At 64.7% G+C, this 16,652-nt stretch carries 19 protein-coding genes; 6 read left to right on the top strand and 13 right to left on the bottom strand.

Annotated elements, in window-relative coordinates; genetic code table 11:
• Positions 1 to 47: 47 nt before the first annotated feature.
• On the bottom strand, positions 48 to 1,301 hold the full coding sequence (locus tag LB523_RS25310; protein WP_140847379.1) for an aspartate kinase: 1,254 nt from the start codon (positions 1,299 to 1,301) through the stop codon (positions 48 to 50).
• A 212-nt stretch (positions 1,302 to 1,513) separates the two neighbouring features.
• Here LB523_RS25310 and LB523_RS25305 point away from each other — a divergent pair, with 212 nt between their 5' ends.
• On the top strand, positions 1,514 to 1,810 hold the full coding sequence (locus tag LB523_RS25305; protein WP_140847382.1) for an antibiotic biosynthesis monooxygenase family protein: 297 nt from the start codon (positions 1,514 to 1,516) through the stop codon (positions 1,808 to 1,810).
• Between the two features lie 30 nt (positions 1,811 to 1,840).
• Here the strand turns inward: LB523_RS25305 and LB523_RS25300 are convergent, their stop codons facing one another.
• Positions 1,841 to 2,398 carry a putative glycolipid-binding domain-containing protein gene (locus LB523_RS25300; RefSeq protein ID WP_140847385.1) on the bottom strand — a complete coding sequence of 186 codons (558 nt, stop codon included), beginning with the start codon at positions 2,396 to 2,398 and terminating at the stop codon, positions 1,841 to 1,843.
• Between the two features lie 245 nt (positions 2,399 to 2,643).
• On the opposite strand from LB523_RS25300, the gene ubiG reads away from it, so the two are divergent.
• Positions 2,644 to 3,393: a bifunctional 2-polyprenyl-6-hydroxyphenol methylase/3-demethylubiquinol 3-O-methyltransferase UbiG gene (gene ubiG / locus LB523_RS25295; protein ID WP_095767522.1), complete on the top strand. Its 750-nt coding sequence runs from the start codon at positions 2,644 to 2,646 to the stop codon at positions 3,391 to 3,393.
• A gap of 157 nt (positions 3,394 to 3,550) precedes the next feature.
• Here the strand turns inward: ubiG and LB523_RS25290 are convergent, their stop codons facing one another.
• Positions 3,551 to 4,483 (bottom strand): DMT family transporter, encoded by a 933-nt coding sequence (locus LB523_RS25290; protein ID WP_224608107.1) that lies wholly within the window; start codon positions 4,481 to 4,483, stop codon positions 3,551 to 3,553.
• Between the two features lie 99 nt (positions 4,484 to 4,582).
• Here LB523_RS25290 and LB523_RS25285 point away from each other — a divergent pair, with 99 nt between their 5' ends.
• Complete coding sequence (locus LB523_RS25285) at positions 4,583 to 5,080, top strand: MarR family winged helix-turn-helix transcriptional regulator (RefSeq protein WP_224608104.1); 498 nt, start codon at positions 4,583 to 4,585, stop codon at positions 5,078 to 5,080.
• A gap of 180 nt (positions 5,081 to 5,260) precedes the next feature.
• On the opposite strand, the gene LB523_RS25280 is transcribed toward LB523_RS25285, so the two are convergent.
• The 4 genes from LB523_RS25280 to LB523_RS25265 all read right to left on the bottom strand — a co-directional run bounded on the left by LB523_RS25280 (position 5,261) and on the right by LB523_RS25265 (position 7,698).
• A complete protein-coding gene (locus tag LB523_RS25280; protein WP_140692522.1) occupies positions 5,261 to 5,686 on the bottom strand; it encodes a DUF1178 family protein in 426 nt (141 codons plus the stop codon).
• The gene (locus LB523_RS25275; protein WP_224608101.1) at positions 5,683 to 6,549 is read right to left on the bottom strand and encodes a carbon-nitrogen hydrolase family protein; all 867 of its coding nucleotides are present in this window, start codon (positions 6,547 to 6,549) and stop codon (positions 5,683 to 5,685) included. The genes LB523_RS25280 and LB523_RS25275 overlap by 4 nt, the downstream gene beginning before the upstream one ends.
• 2 nt (positions 6,550 to 6,551) lie before the next feature.
• Positions 6,552 to 6,821 carry a glutaredoxin 3 gene (gene grxC / locus LB523_RS25270; protein ID WP_095767517.1) on the bottom strand — a complete coding sequence of 90 codons (270 nt, stop codon included), beginning with the start codon at positions 6,819 to 6,821 and terminating at the stop codon, positions 6,552 to 6,554.
• A 76-nt stretch (positions 6,822 to 6,897) separates the two neighbouring features.
• On the bottom strand, positions 6,898 to 7,698 hold the full coding sequence (locus LB523_RS25265) for a ComF family protein (RefSeq protein ID WP_224608134.1): 801 nt from the start codon (positions 7,696 to 7,698) through the stop codon (positions 6,898 to 6,900).
• A 65-nt stretch (positions 7,699 to 7,763) separates the two neighbouring features.
• On the opposite strand from LB523_RS25265, the gene LB523_RS25260 reads away from it, so the two are divergent.
• Positions 7,764 to 8,636, top strand: coding sequence for a methyltransferase domain-containing protein (locus LB523_RS25260; RefSeq protein WP_224608098.1), 873 nt, complete (start codon positions 7,764 to 7,766; stop codon positions 8,634 to 8,636).
• An 18-nt stretch (positions 8,637 to 8,654) separates the two neighbouring features.
• Here the strand turns inward: LB523_RS25260 and LB523_RS25255 are convergent, their stop codons facing one another.
• The 5 genes from LB523_RS25255 to argJ form a co-directional block, all read right to left on the bottom strand.
• Positions 8,655 to 8,834, bottom strand: coding sequence for a Flp family type IVb pilin (locus LB523_RS25255; RefSeq protein WP_140847402.1), 180 nt, complete (start codon positions 8,832 to 8,834; stop codon positions 8,655 to 8,657).
• Positions 8,835 to 8,944: 110 nt separating this feature from the next.
• Positions 8,945 to 9,265 (bottom strand): hypothetical protein, encoded by a 321-nt coding sequence (locus tag LB523_RS25250; protein WP_224608095.1) that lies wholly within the window; start codon positions 9,263 to 9,265, stop codon positions 8,945 to 8,947.
• 165 nt (positions 9,266 to 9,430) lie between these two features.
• Positions 9,431 to 9,853 carry a (deoxy)nucleoside triphosphate pyrophosphohydrolase gene (locus LB523_RS25245; protein ID WP_095767513.1) on the bottom strand — a complete coding sequence of 141 codons (423 nt, stop codon included), beginning with the start codon at positions 9,851 to 9,853 and terminating at the stop codon, positions 9,431 to 9,433.
• A complete protein-coding gene (locus tag LB523_RS25240; RefSeq protein ID WP_176477018.1) occupies positions 9,850 to 10,629 on the bottom strand; it encodes a GNAT family N-acetyltransferase in 780 nt (259 codons plus the stop codon). The genes LB523_RS25245 and LB523_RS25240 overlap by 4 nt, the downstream gene beginning before the upstream one ends.
• Positions 10,629 to 11,870, bottom strand: coding sequence for a bifunctional glutamate N-acetyltransferase/amino-acid acetyltransferase ArgJ (argJ, locus tag LB523_RS25235; protein ID WP_224608092.1), 1,242 nt, complete (start codon positions 11,868 to 11,870; stop codon positions 10,629 to 10,631). Before argJ ends, LB523_RS25240 begins: the two co-directional genes overlap by 1 nt.
• A gap of 191 nt (positions 11,871 to 12,061) precedes the next feature.
• Here argJ and LB523_RS25230 point away from each other — a divergent pair, with 191 nt between their 5' ends.
• Positions 12,062 to 12,655, top strand: a complete 594-nt coding sequence (locus LB523_RS25230) for a TetR/AcrR family transcriptional regulator (protein ID WP_095767511.1) — start codon at positions 12,062 to 12,064, stop codon at positions 12,653 to 12,655.
• Between the two features lie 60 nt (positions 12,656 to 12,715).
• Here LB523_RS25230 and LB523_RS25225 read toward each other — a convergent pair whose 3' ends face one another.
• Complete coding sequence (locus LB523_RS25225) at positions 12,716 to 13,633, bottom strand: peptidylprolyl isomerase (protein WP_095767510.1); 918 nt, start codon at positions 13,631 to 13,633, stop codon at positions 12,716 to 12,718.
• A gap of 263 nt (positions 13,634 to 13,896) precedes the next feature.
• Here LB523_RS25225 and secA point away from each other — a divergent pair, with 263 nt between their 5' ends.
• The gene (gene secA, locus LB523_RS25220; protein WP_224608089.1) at positions 13,897 to 16,629 is read left to right on the top strand and encodes a preprotein translocase subunit SecA; all 2,733 of its coding nucleotides are present in this window, start codon (positions 13,897 to 13,899) and stop codon (positions 16,627 to 16,629) included.
• The last annotated feature ends 23 nt before the right edge of the window (positions 16,630 to 16,652 follow it).

Genomic DNA, 16,652 nt, shown 5'->3' with positions numbered 1-16,652 from the left:
AGTTTCTCCCGCGGCCGGCGTTCACGCAACAACTGACTCAGTTCTTGCTATTGCTTATCGAGCCCGTAGACGGAATGCAAAGTACGAACTGCAAGTTCCGTATAGGGACCGTCGATCAGTATCGAGATTTTGATCTCGGAAGTGGTGATGGCGCGGATGTTGATCGCCTTGTCGGCCAGCGCCTTGAAGGCGGTGGCGGCGACGCCGGCGTGGCTGCGCATGCCGATGCCGATGACCGAGACCTTCGACATGCCGGCTTCCGACTGGACGACGTCGTAGCCGACATCGGGTTTCAGCCTCTCCAGCACGGCAAGCGCCTTGTCGACATCGCCGGACGGCACGGTGAAGGTCATATCGGTGAACTTGCCGTCCTCGGAGATGTTCTGGACGATCATGTCGACATTGATGTTGGCTTCGGCCAGCGGGCCGAAGATGCCGGCGGCAACGCCTGGACGGTCGCCGACGCGGCGCAGCGAGATCTGCGCTTCGTCCTTGGCGTAGGCAATTCCGGTGACGACCTGCTGTTCCACGATCTCTTCCTCGTCGCAAATAAGCGTTCCGGGCGGATTGAGCAAATCCCCCATTCCGGGCGCGTCGGGATCGTCGAAGGACGACCGCACGAAGGTACGCACCCTGTGTACCATGGCAAGCTCGACCGAGCGCACTTGCAGCACCTTGGCGCCGAGCGAAGCCATTTCGAGCATTTCCTCGAACGAAATCTTGGCCAGCCGACGGGCTTTCGGCTCGATACGAGGGTCGGTCGTGTAGACGCCGTCGACATCGGTATAGATGTCGCAACGGTCGGCCTTGACCGCCGCCGCGATCGCCACGGCGCTGGTGTCGGAGCCGCCGCGGCCGAGCGTCGATATGCGGTTGTCCGGGCCGATGCCCTGGAAACCAGCGATGACCGCCACCTGGCCCTCGCCGAAGCGCTTGATCAGGAAGGCGCCGTCGATATCAAGGATGCGTGCTGCGCCATGCGCGTTGTCGGTCTTGATCGGGATCTGCCAGCCCTGCCAGGACCGTGCATGGATGCCCATGTTCTGCAGCGTGATCGCCAGGAGACCGGCCGTGACCTGCTCGCCCGACGCGACAACGGCGTCATATTCGCGCGCGTCGTGCATGGGCGAGGCTTCGCGGGTCCAGCCGACCAGCTCGTTGGTCTTGCCGGCCATCGCCGAGACCACCACGGCAACCTCGTGGCCGGCATCGACCTCGCGTTTGACATGGCGCGCCACGTTGCGGATGCGGGCGATGTCGGCGACCGAGGTTCCGCCGAATTTCATCACGATACGCGCCATGGAAGCGAAATGCCTTTGACTGAAGCCGGCTCGAGCCCGGAACGAGAGGAAACGCCGGGTAAGCCCGGCGCCGGAATGCGCGGCCTCCTTAGCCAAAACAGCAACGCTTCGCAAGCGAGCGCGGCCAAGAGCGGCCCGGCACCGTCTATCCTGACAGAATCTTGTCGCCGATCATGCCATAAGACTGGCGAAACGGCGCGCTGGAGAGTCTCATGACCGAAACCCTGGAAATCGTCACCTTCCGCCTCAAGCCCGGCGCCGAAGCCGGCTTTGTCGCCAGCAACGGCGTCATCACTGACTGGCTCGCCCGGCAGCCAGGCTTCCTCAGCCGGCATCTCGGCCGGCGCGAGGACGGAAGCTGGGTGGATGTGGTGCGCTGGCAGAGCATGGAACAGGCCCAGGCGGCGGCCGACCGCATCATGGCCGAGATCGGCGGCAGCGAAGCCGTGCAGGCGATCGAGCCGACCAGCGTCGCCATGAACCACGCAACGATCGCGCTGTCGCGTTGATCACGACATTGCCGGTCGCGCGCTCGCGGCTCAGGTAGCGCTTCGCCACAGACCGGGATAGTCGAGAACGAAACCGGCCGGCGAGACCGTCAGGACAGCATCGTAGCCGTACACGGGTGCGGCATAAGCATAGCGGCTGTCGTCGAGCCGCCGGTAGGTCTGTTCGAGACGCGAGAGCCTGAGTTCAGGAAAGGCCAGATAAGCGGCCGGCGCCGGCGCCGCCATGCCGTCGCCAAGCTCGAGCCGACGGATCGCCAGAAGATTGGTGGCGGGCGTGAAGCCGAGATCGACGTCGACGAGGCCGGCAACCTCCGCCTGGCTTGCGCCGTTCAGCAGCCACTGGCCGTCGGCAAGACGTTCAATCTGATAATGCATCTCCCGCATCCCGCAAAAGCCGTCGACCCGCGCCCTGCGGGTACGCCAGCTCAGGTCGCAATCCACCTCATAGGCAAGGCCGCACGGACCGGCGTCGTGGGCGAAAAGCGCATGGCCCTTGAGAGTCCGGCTGTCATCCGTCTCGCCAAGCAGGCAAGCGTCGTGCCCCTCCAGGTTGAGCCGTTGCCAAAGGATCGAAGCCAGAATTCGCATTTTCGCACAGCTCCCGTCTCGGTCTCGCTCCCTGTTCATGACAGCTTTTCGTTCGCCCATCCGATTTGTTTCGGCAGCGCGGCAACCAAGCTGTCAGGTGCTGACAGAACGCGGCCTGATCCATCGACATGGTTGGACCTGCCGGCGGTCTGACGTCAGCAGCAAAAAACCCGCCTTGACATTCCCTCCCCCGCGCCCGACTTCCTAGCGTTCCCCGACTTCTTGGCGTTCGAGGAGACCCGCCTATGCCAGAGCCCCGCCGATCGACCATCGATGCCGGAGAAGTGGAACGCTTCTCCGCCCTTGCCGCCGAATGGTGGAACCCGAATGGCAAGTTCCGTCCGCTGCACAAGTTCAATCCGGTGCGGCTTGCCTATATCCGCGATCAGGTTGCGGCCCGTTTCGGCCGCGATCCGCGCGCGGCGCGGCCTTTCGATGGCCTGCGCTTCCTCGATATCGGCTGCGGCGGCGGTTTGCTGTGCGAGCCGATGGCCAGGCTTGGCGCCGAAGTGGTCGGCGCCGATGCTTCCGCGACCAACATCGAAGTGGCGAAGCTGCACGCGGCGGAGGCCGGCGTCAGCGTCGACTACCGCGCCACCACGGCCGAGGCGCTGGCCGATGCCGGCGAGACCTTCGATGTCATCCTGAACATGGAAGTGGTCGAGCATGTCGCCGATGTCGACCTGTTCGTGGCCAAATGCGGCCAGATGGTCCGCCCCGGCGGCATCATGTTCGTCGCCACCATCAACCGCACGCTGAAAGCGCTCGGCCTTGCCATCATCGGCGCCGAATATCTGCTGCGCTGGCTGCCGCGCGGCACGCATCAGTTCGGCAAGCTGGTCCGTCCGGAGGAGCTTGCGAAGGCGCTGGGCGCTGCCGGGCTCACGGTGATCGACCGCACCGGCGTCATCTACCATCCGCTGGCCGACCGCTGGCAGAAATCCAGGGACATGGACGTCAATTACATGGTGTTGGCGGAGAAAGCTTCGGTCTGATCGGCGGCAAGCCGGACCGCCCGCCTCACGCCTCCAGTGGCCGGCGGCAACGAGAACTAGAGCGTTTCACCGTTTCACGGAAACGGCGAACCGCTCTATCTCTTTGTTTTGACGCAATTCCGGACGGAAAACCGCTCACACTTTTTCTGGAATTGCTCTAGCTGCGGGACGCCGCCGGCTCGACCCGGACCGGCGCCGGCGCGCCGGTCTGGCTTTGCGCGTTGGTCGTGATGAAGACGCCGGCGGTGATGATGGCGGCGCCCAGCCAGGTCAGAAGCTGGTAGTGCTCGCCGAGGAAGATCGTGCCGGCGAACAGGCCGACGGCCGCCGCCACATAGCCGATCTGGCTGAGATAGACCGGCCCGCCGACCGCCTGCAGGCGAAAGAAGAAGGCGAACATCGCCGAGGCCGACGCTACCTGGCCGACGACCACGAGCGGCACGCCGCCGAGCGGAATGAAGGCACGCGTGCCCAGAAGCGTAAAAATGCCGATGAGGAGGAGCGTGGCCGAGGCCAGATGGCTGCCGACCGCAAGCTCGATCGGGCCGGTGCCTTGCGGCCAGTCGACGGTGCGGTAGATGTTGCCGGCGGCAAGGCTGACCGGGATGAGCAGCCCGATCGCCACCCAGAAATAGTCGGCCGGCTGCCCTGCCTCGCCGCGCGTCAGCGCGACCATCACCGCGCCGACAAAGCCGACGGCGATGCCGATGACCCCGAGCAGATTGGGGCGCCTGACACCGAGCACGATCGAGAACACCAGCGTGATCACCGGCGACAGGGTGAACATGATGCCGGTGTAGCCGGCGCCGAGATGCGGGATGGCCGAGAACATCAAAAGATTGGGAATGGCGTAGGAAATCGCTGCGGTGACGAAGAAATAGCGCAGCTTGTGCGGCGTCAGCCGGATGCGCTCGCCACGCAGCAGGAGCGCCAGAAACAGCACGCCGCCTGCGCCCAGCGAGATGACGAAGGCCCAGGCCATGGCCGGCACCCCGGCGGCGGTGGCGAGCTTACCGAACGGCAGCGTCATGCCCAGCAGGCCGCCCGTCACGACCAGAAGCCAAATCGCTGAATCCCAGAGAAATCTCATTGGTTCGTCCTGTCGCTGCGAGACCGCTTGGCGGCCAGTTCTTGTTGCAGTAAGATAATGGCAAGATTCTTTATGTCAAGATACTTTACGGTGAGCGATATGGATCGAGCGAGCAGGGCCATGGAGCAGTGGCGACGGGAGCGACCAGACCTCGACGTGTCGCCGATGGGCGTCATCGGGCGGCTGAACGAGGTCTCGGCGCTCATCGCGCGCGACCGCCTGGCGCCGGTCTTCGCCCGCTTCGGGCTGCAGTCCGGCGAATTCGATGTGCTGGCGACGCTGCGCCGTTCCGGCGCGCCCTATGCGCTGACGCCGACCGAGCTTTACGAGGCGACGATGGTGACGTCGGGCGCCATGACCGCGCGCCTTGACCGGCTGGAGAAGGCCGGCCTAATCCAGCGCGCGCCGCATCCCAACGATCGGCGCGGTGTGGTGGTGCAATTGACCGGGAAAGGGCTCGAGCTCATCAACGAAGCGCTTGCCGCCCACGTCGCCAACGAGCACGAAATCCTCGCCGGCCTGACACGCGAGGACCGGGACATGCTGGCGAAACTGCTGGAAAAACTGATCGGAAGCTTGGGCCAAACCTCTGCCTAGCGTATGCCTCCTGCTTTCCACCTTCGTGAACTTGCGCCAAGGTGTATTGAGATTCAGGTCAGGCCGAGCCGAGAATGGTGGCTTACGAGAACCGGAGCGGAGCGTACTTAAAGTACGTGAGCACCGGAAGCGCAGGAAGCCGCCATTCGCAGGCCGGCATCACCTGAATATCGACACACCTCAGTTCCGGTCGTCCGGAAAGCTCGGAATCGGCATGAACTCGACGCCGTCCTCGACGAGGCTTTGCGCCTCTTCCGGCGTCGCTTCGCCATAGATGCCACGCGGATCGGTCTCGCCGAAATGGATCTTGCGCGCTTCCTCGGCGAATTTGTCGCCGACATAGTCGGCATTTTCGCGTACCTTCTCGGCCAGTGCCTTGAGCTGCGCCAGCGCCTGCTTCTGCGCCTCGCCGATGGCCAAAGCGACCTTCTCTCGGCTGCGGGACGTTGAGACGGCGGGCGCCATCAGCGCCTTCTCTATCCTGTGCGAGCCGCAGCGCGGGCAATCGACGAAACCGCGCTTCTTCTGGGTGTCGAAGTCGTCATTGCTGCGGAACCAGGCTTCGAATTCGTGCTCGTGTTCGCAGATCAGGGAAAAACGGATCAAGAGGCGGCACCCCTGAGATGTGGCGCTTCGCTTGTCCCGGCATTGACAGTGAAATCCCGCGCGTTCTTCAAATTGGGGATCTTGCGGCGCGCGGCAAGCGACTGCGCCGGATCGATCTCGGCGACGATCACGCCGGGCTCGTCATGCGCAGCCTCGGCGAGGACGCGCCCCCACGGATCGACAATCAGCGAATGGCCATAGGTTTCGCGCCCGTCCTCATGCAGGCCGCCCTGCGCGGCGGCGATGACATAGGCGCCGTTCTCGATGGCGCGGGCGCGCAACAGCACGTGCCAATGCGCCTCGCCGGTCTGGCGCGTGAAAGCGGCCGGCACCGTCAGCACCTCGGCCCCGGCCATCGCCTCGGCGCGAAACAGCTGCGGAAAGCGCAGGTCGTAGCACACGGCAAAGCCCAGCCTCGTCTCCCCGATATCGGTCACGACCGCTTCCGTTCCCGGCTCGTAGGAGGCGGATTCACGCCAGCTCTCGCCATTGTCGAGATCGACATCGAACATATGGATCTTGTCGTAACCGGCAATAAGGGCGCCGTCGGGCGAGAACAGGAACGCGCGGTTGGCGAGCTTGCCGTCGGCGCGCAGAATCGCCGTCGAGCCGACATGCAGATAAATGCCGAGCTCCTTCGCCAGCTTGCGCGCAGTCGCGACGACCACGTCCTTGTCTTCGGTGGTGAAGGCGGCCGCCCCCGCCTGCTTGTCGCGGATCAGCGCACCAGTCATTTCCGGCGTCTGGACGTAGGTGGCACCCTGATGTGCAGCATCGCGGACCAGTCTTTCCATGTCGGCCGCATTGCGCTCCGGGCTGGTCCCCGAACGCATCTGCACCGCCGCCGCCTTGAAAACACCCATGATCAAGCCCTCGCTTCGTTGGCAAGCAGCACGTCCAGCCGCCCCTGCGACTCCAATTCATGGAGATCGTCGCAGCCGCCAACATGCGTGTCGCCGATGAATATCTGCGGAAAAGTGGTGCGCCCATGCGCCCGTGAAATCATTTCCTGACGCAATGCCGGCGAGAATGAGGCATCGTGCTCGGTATAGGTCACGCCCTTGCGCTCGAGCAACCGCTTGGCGGCCGTGCAGTAACCGCACATCATGCGCGTATAGATCGTCACATCGACCATCAATCAGCAATCCTGCCTATCCACGTCGCCCGACAGTTGCGCGAAAACGACATGCACCAAAACAACAACTTAAGCACTATATAGTTGCAGACTCATCGGCCCGGAAGTCCCCCGGCAGGACGCGCGCGAAGGTCAGCACGTCGACCGCTCCGGCGCCGCCCCTCTTCAGCGCCTTGGCGACGGCCCGCACCGTTGCGCCGGTGGTATAGACATCGTCGACCACGAGCACCCGGCGCCCCGCTATCTCGATTTCAGCGTCCGGCGGCACGCGAAACGCGGCGCGCACATTCTCCTCGCGCTCGTGCCGTTCGAGCCCGACCTGCTGGCGCGTCAGCTTCACGCGCCTGACCGCGGATGGCGAGAAGGGCAGCCCGCCGAGCTTTGCAACGGCCCGTCCGAGTTCCGCGGACTGGTTGAATTGACGCCGGAAGAAGCGCCGCCAGTGCAACGGGACCGGCACGACCAGGTCGGCCTCCGCAATCAGTTCCGCGCCGGCGCGCATCATCCAGTTTGCCATCCAGGGCGCGAGGTCGGTGCGGTCCTGATATTTCAGCCCTTGCACCATCTGCCGCGCGACGCCCGAATAGAGGACGGCGGCCCGCGCCCGCTCGAAGGGCGGCGGATCGGCGATCGCCTCGGCGGAAAGAAACCCCTCGCCCATGTCGTGCGTGAAGGGCGTGCCCATCACCGGGCACCAGGGTTTTTCCAGCAGCCTAAGCTTCGGCCAGCAGGCGCCGCACAGCACACCGGGTTGCGACACATGACGACGGCAGCCGGCGCAAACCGGCGGAAACAACAGCCGCGCCGGCCAGGCCAGTGCCTGCCGCGTCATATCCTGGACCGCTGTGGTCTTGATCTTGTGCACCGGATCGGCCACGTGAAAGGAAACCGCGCGCCACCTTAACACCACTCCGGCACGCGCGGACAACAGGAAGCTTTTCATTGCAGCCCTTGATCGACACCGAGCTCTGGCTCGCTCGCAAGCGCCGGGCACTCGCGCGCCCCGTCGAAGGCGCCGATTTCCTGATGCGCCGCGCCGCGGAGGACCTTGCCGACCGGCTGGGCGCCGTCGAACGCCGCTTCGGCAAGGCGGCCGCGCTGTTCTGTCAGACTTCAGCGGCCGTGGACGTGCTTGCCGGCAGCGGCAAGGTCGGCGAAATCGTGCGCGTCGAGATGGACGAAGCGCTTCTGGCCGGCGGCATCGGCCTGGTAGCGCCGCCTGAGACCGTGCCGTTCGAGGAGGCCAGCCTCGATCTCGTCGTCTCCCTGCTCTCGATGCATGCAATGAACGACATTCCCGGCGTGCTTGCGCAAATCCGCCGGGCGTTGCGACCGGACGGGCTTTTCCTCGGCGCTTTCGCCGGCGCGGGCACATTGGCAGAATTGCGCGAGAGCATGCTGGCGGCCGAGACGGAGCTTTACGGCGGCGCAAGCCCGCGCATCCTTCCCTTCACCGACGTGCGCGACGCCGGCGCGCTGTTGCAGCGCGCCGGCCTGGCGTTGCCGGTCGCCGATGTCGAAACGGTCGCGGTGCGTTACGACACGCTGTTCGACCTCGCCGGCGACCTGCGCGCCATGGGCGAAACAAGCGCGCTCGTCGATCGCAGCCGCAGGCCGGCCGGCAGACGCCTTTTTGCCCGCGCCGCGGAGCTCTACGCCGAACGGTTCGCGGATCCGGATGGCCGTATCCGCGCGAGTTTTTCGATTGTCTGGATGTCCGGCTGGGCGCCCGACGCCTCGCAGCAAAAGCCGCTCAAGCCGGGATCCGGCAAGGTCTCGCTCAAGGCGGTCCTGGAGAACCCGTCCAGGACCTGAGCGCCCCCCGTGATGCCGTCAGTGAGCGAAGGCGTTGGCAAGCTTGCTGTTGTTGTCGGTGAACAGCCACACCAGCCCGTCTGCCGCCTGTTTGACCCCGGCAACGATGGCCAGCGACAACACCGCGACGATCAGACCATATTCGACGGCCGTAGCGCCCGTTTCGTCTTGAATGAATTGCTGCAGCAGGTTTTTCATGATCACCGATCCCTCATGCAGAAACGCTAATCCCTACCCGTTAAGAAAGGTTAACGGCAAAAGCTTAACAGCGAGTGAAACGCCGCCGCGCCGGAAAATCATTAACCAAGTCAGCACTCGCCGCTGCGGCTGCCGTCGTTGCGGATGACGCAGATTGAACTGGGAAAGGGCTGCAGCACGCTGCGGCGCACCGTATATGTATTGGGGCGATGGCCGATCGATCCGGTCGCGGTCATGTCGAGCCCGCCCGCGAAGCCGTCGCGAACGCTCTGCGGCCGGGCCTGGTTGTCCAGGAAAGGCGTTGCGATCAGCGCCAGCGCCACCGCCGCCGAGCCGAAGAGAAGCGTGATCCGCAGGATGCCCATGCCGGCGTCCACCGCGCGAAATCCCCGGTCGGGCCGGATCGAATCCCAGTCTCTTTCAAGGCTCATGCCGTGTTTCCCAGTCATCGACGATATCGCCGCGCGAAACGGCCTCGCGCAATTTTTCACGTCGAGATAAATCTTCCATTAACGCTGACTAAACCAGCTCCCGGAAACCTGCGGAAACACTCGGCCGCCCGGGAAACGCCGACCTGCCGCCAAGTCGGCGCGAAACTACAAAAGGTCGATGAGGAACTGGATCAGCGGCGCGTCGGCCGGCGGCATCGGGTAGTCGCGCATCTGCCGCGGCCTGACCCATTTGAGTCCCTGTCCTTCCCTGGGCTGCGCGATCCCGCGAAAGCGGCGACAGACATAAAGCGGCATCAGGAGATGGAAATCGTCATAGGAATGGCTGGCGAAGGTGAGCGGCGCCAGGCATGGGATCTCGGTCTCGATGCCGAGTTCCTCATGCAACTCGCGGACTAGGCACTCCTCCGGCGTCTCGCCGGGCTCGACCTTGCCGCCTGGAAACTCCCACAGGCCGGCAAGCTGCTTGCCTTCCGGGCGCTGCGCCAGAAGCACGCGCCGGTCGGTATCGACCAGCGCGCAGGCGGCGACCAGCAGCAGTCGCTTTCCGGCCGGCTTGACCTCGCTCATGCGCCCGGCGGCCGACGATAGTGGTAGCGATAGACTTCCTCGAAGCCGAGCGACCGGTAGAGCGAGAGCGCCGGCAGATTGCCGGCCTCGACCTGTAGCCAGGCCTCCCGCGCGCCGCGCAGCCTTGCCCATTTCAGCGCCGACAGGATGAGATTGCGGCCATGGCCCTTCTTGCGCGCCGACTTTTCGGTGGCGACCTCGAACAGACCCGCGAGATCGCCGTCATGAACGCAGATCAGCGTCGCCAGCGGCTCGTTGCCGTCCTCGAGCGCGAACAGCCCCGCTTCCGGCTGGATGGCGCCGATGACCTCGGACAGGCCGGGCCGCAGCGAGGCGTCCGAGCCGCTCGTCCTCAGCGAGGCGCCGATGAAACGGCTGATGTCCTTGAGCGGAATCTGGTCCATGGCCGCGCCAAGCTCGACCTCCTTCAGCGGCAACCGCATCACCAGGGATTCGTCGAACATGTTCCAGCCGGCCTTGTCGAGATGCGTGGACAAGACCTGTCCCGACAGCGGCGACATGCGAAAGGTGAGCGGCCTGCCATAGGCGTCGAAGCGTCTTGCGGCGCGGCCGATGCGCTCTTCGATGGCGTGAGTGTCGCCCGGATCGAGCGGATTGACGGAGTTGAGGCGCTTGGCGGGGAGACCTGCGGTCAGCCGCACGACCCAGGTCCCGTCATAATGGACGGCGGCCGCCGGCCAGGCGCGAAAACCCGCCGCCTCGTAGCGACGCACAACCGCGAGCACGCTTGCCGGATGCCTCGACACCGGCGCCATCAGCTCCGGTAATCGCCATTGATGGCGACATATTCCTTGGTGAGGTCGCAGGTCCACACCGTCGCCTTGCCGCGGCCGATGCCGAGATCGGCGCGGATGCGGATATCGTCGCGCTTCATATAGGCCGAGGTCGCTTCCTCCGAATAGGCCGGATCGCGCTCGCCCTCATGCGCCAGGCGGTTGTCGCCGAACCAGATCGACAGCCGGTCGCGGTCGGCCGGCTCGCCGGCCTTGCCGACGGCCATGACCACGCGGCCCCAATTGGCGTCCTCGCCGGCGACGGCCGTCTTGACCAGAGGCGAATTGGCGATCGAGAGCGCGATGCGCTTGGCCGAGCGGGCGGACTTCGCGCCGGTGACGGTGACCTCGACCTGCTTGCGCGCGCCCTCGCCGTCGCGCACCACCTGCAGCGCCAGCGACTTCAGCACCTTGCCGAGCGCCCGGCGGAAGGCGCCGAGCCGCGCATCCTTGGGATCGCCGATCGCCGGCGCGCCGCGCGCCGCGGCCTTGCCGGTGGCGAAGAAGAGCAGCGTGTCGCTGGTCGAGGTGTCGCTGTCGACGGTCACCGCATTGAAGGTCTTGGCCGTGCCGCGCGACAGCAGGTCCTGTAGCACGGGAGCTGCGATCGGCGCGTCGGTGGCAATGAAGGAGAGCATCGTCGCCATGTCGGGCGCTATCATGCCGGCGCCCTTGGCGATGCCGTTGATGGTGACGTCGGTGTCGCCGAGTTTGACCGTCGCCGTCGCCACCTTCGGATAGGTGTCCGTGGTCATGATCGCCTTGGCCGCCTCGGTCCACTGATCCGGCCTGCCGTCCTTGATCAGGCCGGCGAGCAGATGGCTGAATCTGGTCGTGTCGAGCGGCTCGCCGATGACGCCGGTCGAGGCCAGGAACACCTCGCTCTGCGAACATCCGGCGGCCTTCGCCGCCGCCTCGCCGGTCAGCGCGGTCGAAGCCTGGCCCTTCTTGCCCGTGAAGGCGTTGGCATTGCCGGAATTGACCACCAGGACACGCGCCTTGCCGGCGGGCAGGTTCTGACGGCAGAAGTCGACGGGCGCCGACGGACATTTCGACCTGGTGAACACGCCGGCGACAGCCGTGCCCGGATCGAAGGCCATGGCCAGCAGGTCGGTTCTGTTGCGGTACTTGATACCGGCTTCGGCGGTCGCGATGCGCACACCCTCGATGACCGGCATCTTCGGATATTTCTTCGGTGCGAGCGGCGAAATCGTAGCAGACATCGGTATCCCGGAGCGGCAAGAACACGAAAGGAAGGAAGCCGGTTTGCCCGATAGCGCGCGCCGGCGCAAGAGGCGTTCTGGCCGCGCCTTGCCGGCTTGGCCGGCGGCCTTGCAATTGGAAACACGTCGTTTCGTTTCGTCACCGAAGCCAATATGATCGGCCGCAGATTCACCGACCAAGGAAGACCTCGATGGGCGAAGCCGCCGCTCGCGGGCGCAAGTCGATCGGCGCAAAACGCAGTCCCGAGAGCGCCGATGCCATCCTCAACGCCGCCGAGGCGGTGTTGCGCGAGGCGGGCTATGCCGGCTTCTCGATCGAGGCCGTCGCCCGGCGGGCGCGGGCGGGAAAGCCGACCATCTATCGCTGGTGGCCGAGCAAGGCGGCCCTGCTGATCGAGGTTTACCAGCGGCAGAAGCGCGTCGAGACGCCCGACACCGGGAACGTCGAGGACGATCTGGCCGGCTTCCTCGAGAACCTGTTCGCGCATTGGCGCGACACCCCGTCGGGCAACATCTTCCGCTCGCTGATCGCAGAGGCGCAGTCGGACGAGACGGCCGCGGCCGCGCTTGCCGAATATTCAAAAGGACGCCGCAGCCATACCGGCCGGATGATCGAGCGCGCCAAGGCGCGCGGCGAGGTGGCGGCCGATGTCGATGCCGGGATCGTGGCCGACCTGGTCGCTTCTTTCGCCTGGAGGCATCTGCTGACCGAACGGCTCGACGAGGACAAGGCGGCGATCCGCGCCGCCATTCGCTACATCACGCGGGGCATAATGAACGCTTGACCCCCGAAAGCGAAAGGGCGCCCGAAGGCGCCCTTTCAGAATTATCCAGCCGCAAGCGGATTACTTGCCGGCTTCCAGCGTGTCGATGTCCTTCTTGAGCTTCTCGTCCGGGATCTCGACCTTGGCGGCCGCACGCAGCTCCTTGACCATGGCGAAATACTTGTCGCGGATCACCGCCTGCTTAGCCTGGTCCTTGACGTCGTCGAAGGCCGGCGGCTGCTTGGCGCGCTTGTCCTCGACCTTGATGACGTGCCAGCCGAACTGCGACTGCACCGGCTCCTTCGAATATTTGCCGACGTCGAGCGCGAACGCCGCCTTGTCGAATTCCGGCACCATCTGCCCCGGGCCGAACCAGCCGAGATCGCCGCCGCTGGTCTTGCCGCTCGGGTCGCTGGTGTGTTCGTTGGCGAGCTTCTGGAAATCGGCGCCGCCGTCGAGCTGCTTGATGATCGCCTCGGCCTCTTCCTTCGTCTTCACGAGGATGTGACGGGCATGGATTTCGTTGACCGGCGGCGTGTTGGCGATCTCCTGGTCATAGCGAGCGCGCACTTCGGCGTCCGTCACCTTGTCGACCACTTCCTTCTCGACGACCTCGCCATGCAGGGCTCGCGCCTGCAGGAAAGCCATGCGGCGCTGGAAGTCGGCGTCCTTGTCGAGGCCGCTGTCGACGGCCTTCTTGGCCATGACGCGGATTTCGATCGCCGCCGAGAGGGCCGCCGCGCGGCGCTGTTCAGGCGGCAGTTGCGCAAACTGCTGCGACAGTTCGCCTTCGGCGAGCCGAAGATCGGCCTCGGTCAGCTTCTCGCCGTTGACGGTGGCGATCACGGCATTGGGATCGACCGGAGCAGCCGCGGGCGCCGTGGCGTCCGGCTGGGCGGGCTTGGTCTCTTGCGCCATCAGCGGCGACAGGCAAAGAGCCGAGAGCCCGAAGGCCAGACCGAGGCTGGCGAGCGAGGCGCGGCGGATCGACAGGGACATCAAGATAAACTCCAATGGGGATTGCCAATAAGGATCGCGTGAGCGGAAGGGTTCCAGATCAGTCGAATTGTGGCGGAATTTGGCGCTGCCGATAGGGCTAACGCGGCGTTGACATCGATTGAGCCCCCTCTTATCTGTCCAACGACTTGGCGTCCAGAACCGTTTTCCGGGCGCTTTTTGCGTTTGTCCGCACTCACGCGGATTTGATGGGCCCGCCAGGTGCCTGTCGCAAACGGCTAAATTGCTATCGAAAGGGCCATTGGATGGTCAGTCTCGGCGGTCTCGCCCGTAAGGTTTTCGGTTCTTCCAACGACCGCCGCGTCAAGTCGACCCGGCCAAGGGTCGAAGCCATCAACGCCATGGAAAACGAGATGCGGGCGCTTTCCGATGCCGAGCTTGCGGGGCGCACGGAAAAGTTCCGCCAGGATCTGGCCAACGGCGCTGCGCTCGACGATCTCTTGGTTCCGGCCTTCGCCACGGTGCGCGAGGCCGCCCGCCGCGTGCTTGGCATGCGTCCCTTTGACGTGCAATTGATCGGTGGCATGGTGCTGCACAATGGCGGCATCGCCGAGATGCGCACCGGCGAGGGCAAGACGCTGGTCGCCACCTTGCCGGTTTACCTCAATGCGCTCGCCGGCAAGGGCGTGCATGTTGTCACCGTCAACGACTATCTCGCCAAGCGCGACGCCGAATGGATGGGCCGCGTCTACAAGTTCCTTGGCCTCAACGTCGGCGTCATCGTCCACGGCCTTTCCGACGAGGAACGCCGTGAGGCCTATGCCTGCGACGTCACCTATGCCACCAACAACGAGCTCGGCTTCGACTATCTGCGCGACAACATGAAGTATGAGCGCTCGCAGATGGTGCAGCGTGGACACTCGTACGCCATCGTCGACGAGGTCGATTCCATCCTGGTCGACGAAGCGCGCACGCCGCTGATCATTTCCGGTCCGCTCGAGGACCGCTCGGAAATGTACAACACCATCGACGCCTTCATGCTGAAGCTCGGCCCCGCCGACTATGAGGTTGACGAGAAGCAGAAGACGACGATCTTCACCGAGGACGGCACCGAGAAGCTGGAAAACATGCTGCGCGACGCCGGCCTGTTGAAAGGCGAGTCGCTCTACGACGTAGAGAATGTCGCCATCGTCCATCATGTCAACAACGCGCTAAAGGCGCACCTGTTGTTCCAGAAGGACAGGGACTACATCGTGCGCAACGGCGAGATCGTCATTATCGACGAGTTCACCGGCCGCATGATGCCGGGCCGCCGCTATTCAGAAGGCCTGCACCAGGCGCTCGAGGCCAAGGAGCACGTTCAGATCCAGCCCGAGAACCAGACGCTGGCCTCCGTCACCTTCCAGAACTATTTCCGCCTCTACAAGAAGCTCGCCGGCATGACCGGCACGGCACTGACCGAGGCGGAGGAATTCGGCAACATCTACGGCCTCGAGGTCACCGAAATCCCGACCAACCTGCCTGTCATCCGCAAGGATGAGGACGATGAGGTCTACCGGACGGTCGAGGAGAAGTACAAGGCGATCGTCAGGGAAATCCGCGAAGCCAGCGCCAAAGGCCAGCCGACGCTGGTCGGCACCACCTCGATCGAGAAATCCGAGCAGCTGGCCGAGCGCCTGCGCAAGGACGGCTTCAAGGACTTCGAAGTGCTGAACGCCCGTCACCACGAGCGCGAGGCGGCCATCGTCGCCCAGGCCGGCAAGCCCGGCGCCATCACCATCGCCACCAACATGGCCGGCCGCGGCACCGACATCAAGCTCGGCGGCAATGCCGAGATGCGCATCGCGGAGGAACTTGGAGACATGCCCGAGGGCCCCGAGCGCGAGGCCAGGGAAAGGGAAATCCACGCCGACGTCGAGCGCCTGAGGGAAAAGGCGCTGGCCGCCGGCGGCCTCTATGTTCTGGCCACCGAACGCCACGAATCGCGCCGCATCGACAACCAGCTTAGAGGTCGTTCGGGAAGACAAGGCGATCCCGGCCGCTCGAAATTCTTCCTGTCGCTGCAGGACGATCTGATGCGCATCTTCGGCTCCGAGCGCATGGACGGCATGCTGCAGAAGCTCGGCCTCAAGGAAGACGAGGCGATCATCCATCCCTGGATCAACAAGGCACTGGAAAAAGCGCAAAAGAAGGTCGAGGCGCGCAACTTCGACATCCGCAAGAACCTCCTGAAATATGACGACGTTGCCAACGACCAACGCAAGGCGGTGTTCCAGCGGCGCATCGAGCTGATGGACGGAGAAGGTCTCGCCGAAACCATTGCCGAGATGCGCGAAGGCGTCATCGAGGAGATCGTCGCCAAGAACATCCCCGAAAACGCCTATGCCGAGCAGTGGAACGTCGCCGGTCTCAAGGAGGAAGTGGCGCAGTACCTCAACCTCGACCTGCCGGTCGAGGAATGGGTCAAGGAAGAAGGCATCGCCGAGGACGACATTCGCGAGCGCATCACGGCCGCCGCCAACGCCGCCGCCAAGGAGCGCGCCGACCGCTTCGGCCCCGATGTGATGAACTATGTCGAACGCTCGGTGGTGCTGCAGACGCTCGACCATCTGTGGCGCGAGCACATCGTCAATCTCGACCATCTGCGCTCGGTCGTCGGCTTCCGCGGCTACGCCCAGCGCGACCCGCTGCAGGAATACAAGAGCGAGGCCTTCGAGCTGTTCCAGGCCATGCTCGGCAATCTGGAGCAGGCCGTCACCGCACAGCTGATGCGCGTCGAGCTGGTGCGCCAGGCGGCCGATGCGCCGCCGCCTGAAGCGCCCGAGATGTTCGGCAGCCATATCGACGGCTCCACCGGCGAGGATGATTTCCAAGGCGGCGAGACCGCGCTTCTGATACGTCAGGATACCAACGCCGTCGTCGCGCCGGAAAACCGCGATCCGAAGAACCCCGCGAGCTGGGGCAAGGTCGGCCGCAACGAGCTCTGCCCCTGCGGCTCCGGCAAGAAGTACAAGCACTGCCACGGCACGTTCGCCTGACGCCTATTTCCTTCTCCCCGTTC

Source organism: Mesorhizobium sp. ESP-6-4 (assembly GCF_020164735.1).
GTDB lineage: Bacteria > Pseudomonadota > Alphaproteobacteria > Rhizobiales > Rhizobiaceae > Mesorhizobium.
Note: the sequence above shows the minus strand (reverse complement) of the source record. Positions and strands in the feature narration are given on the sequence as shown.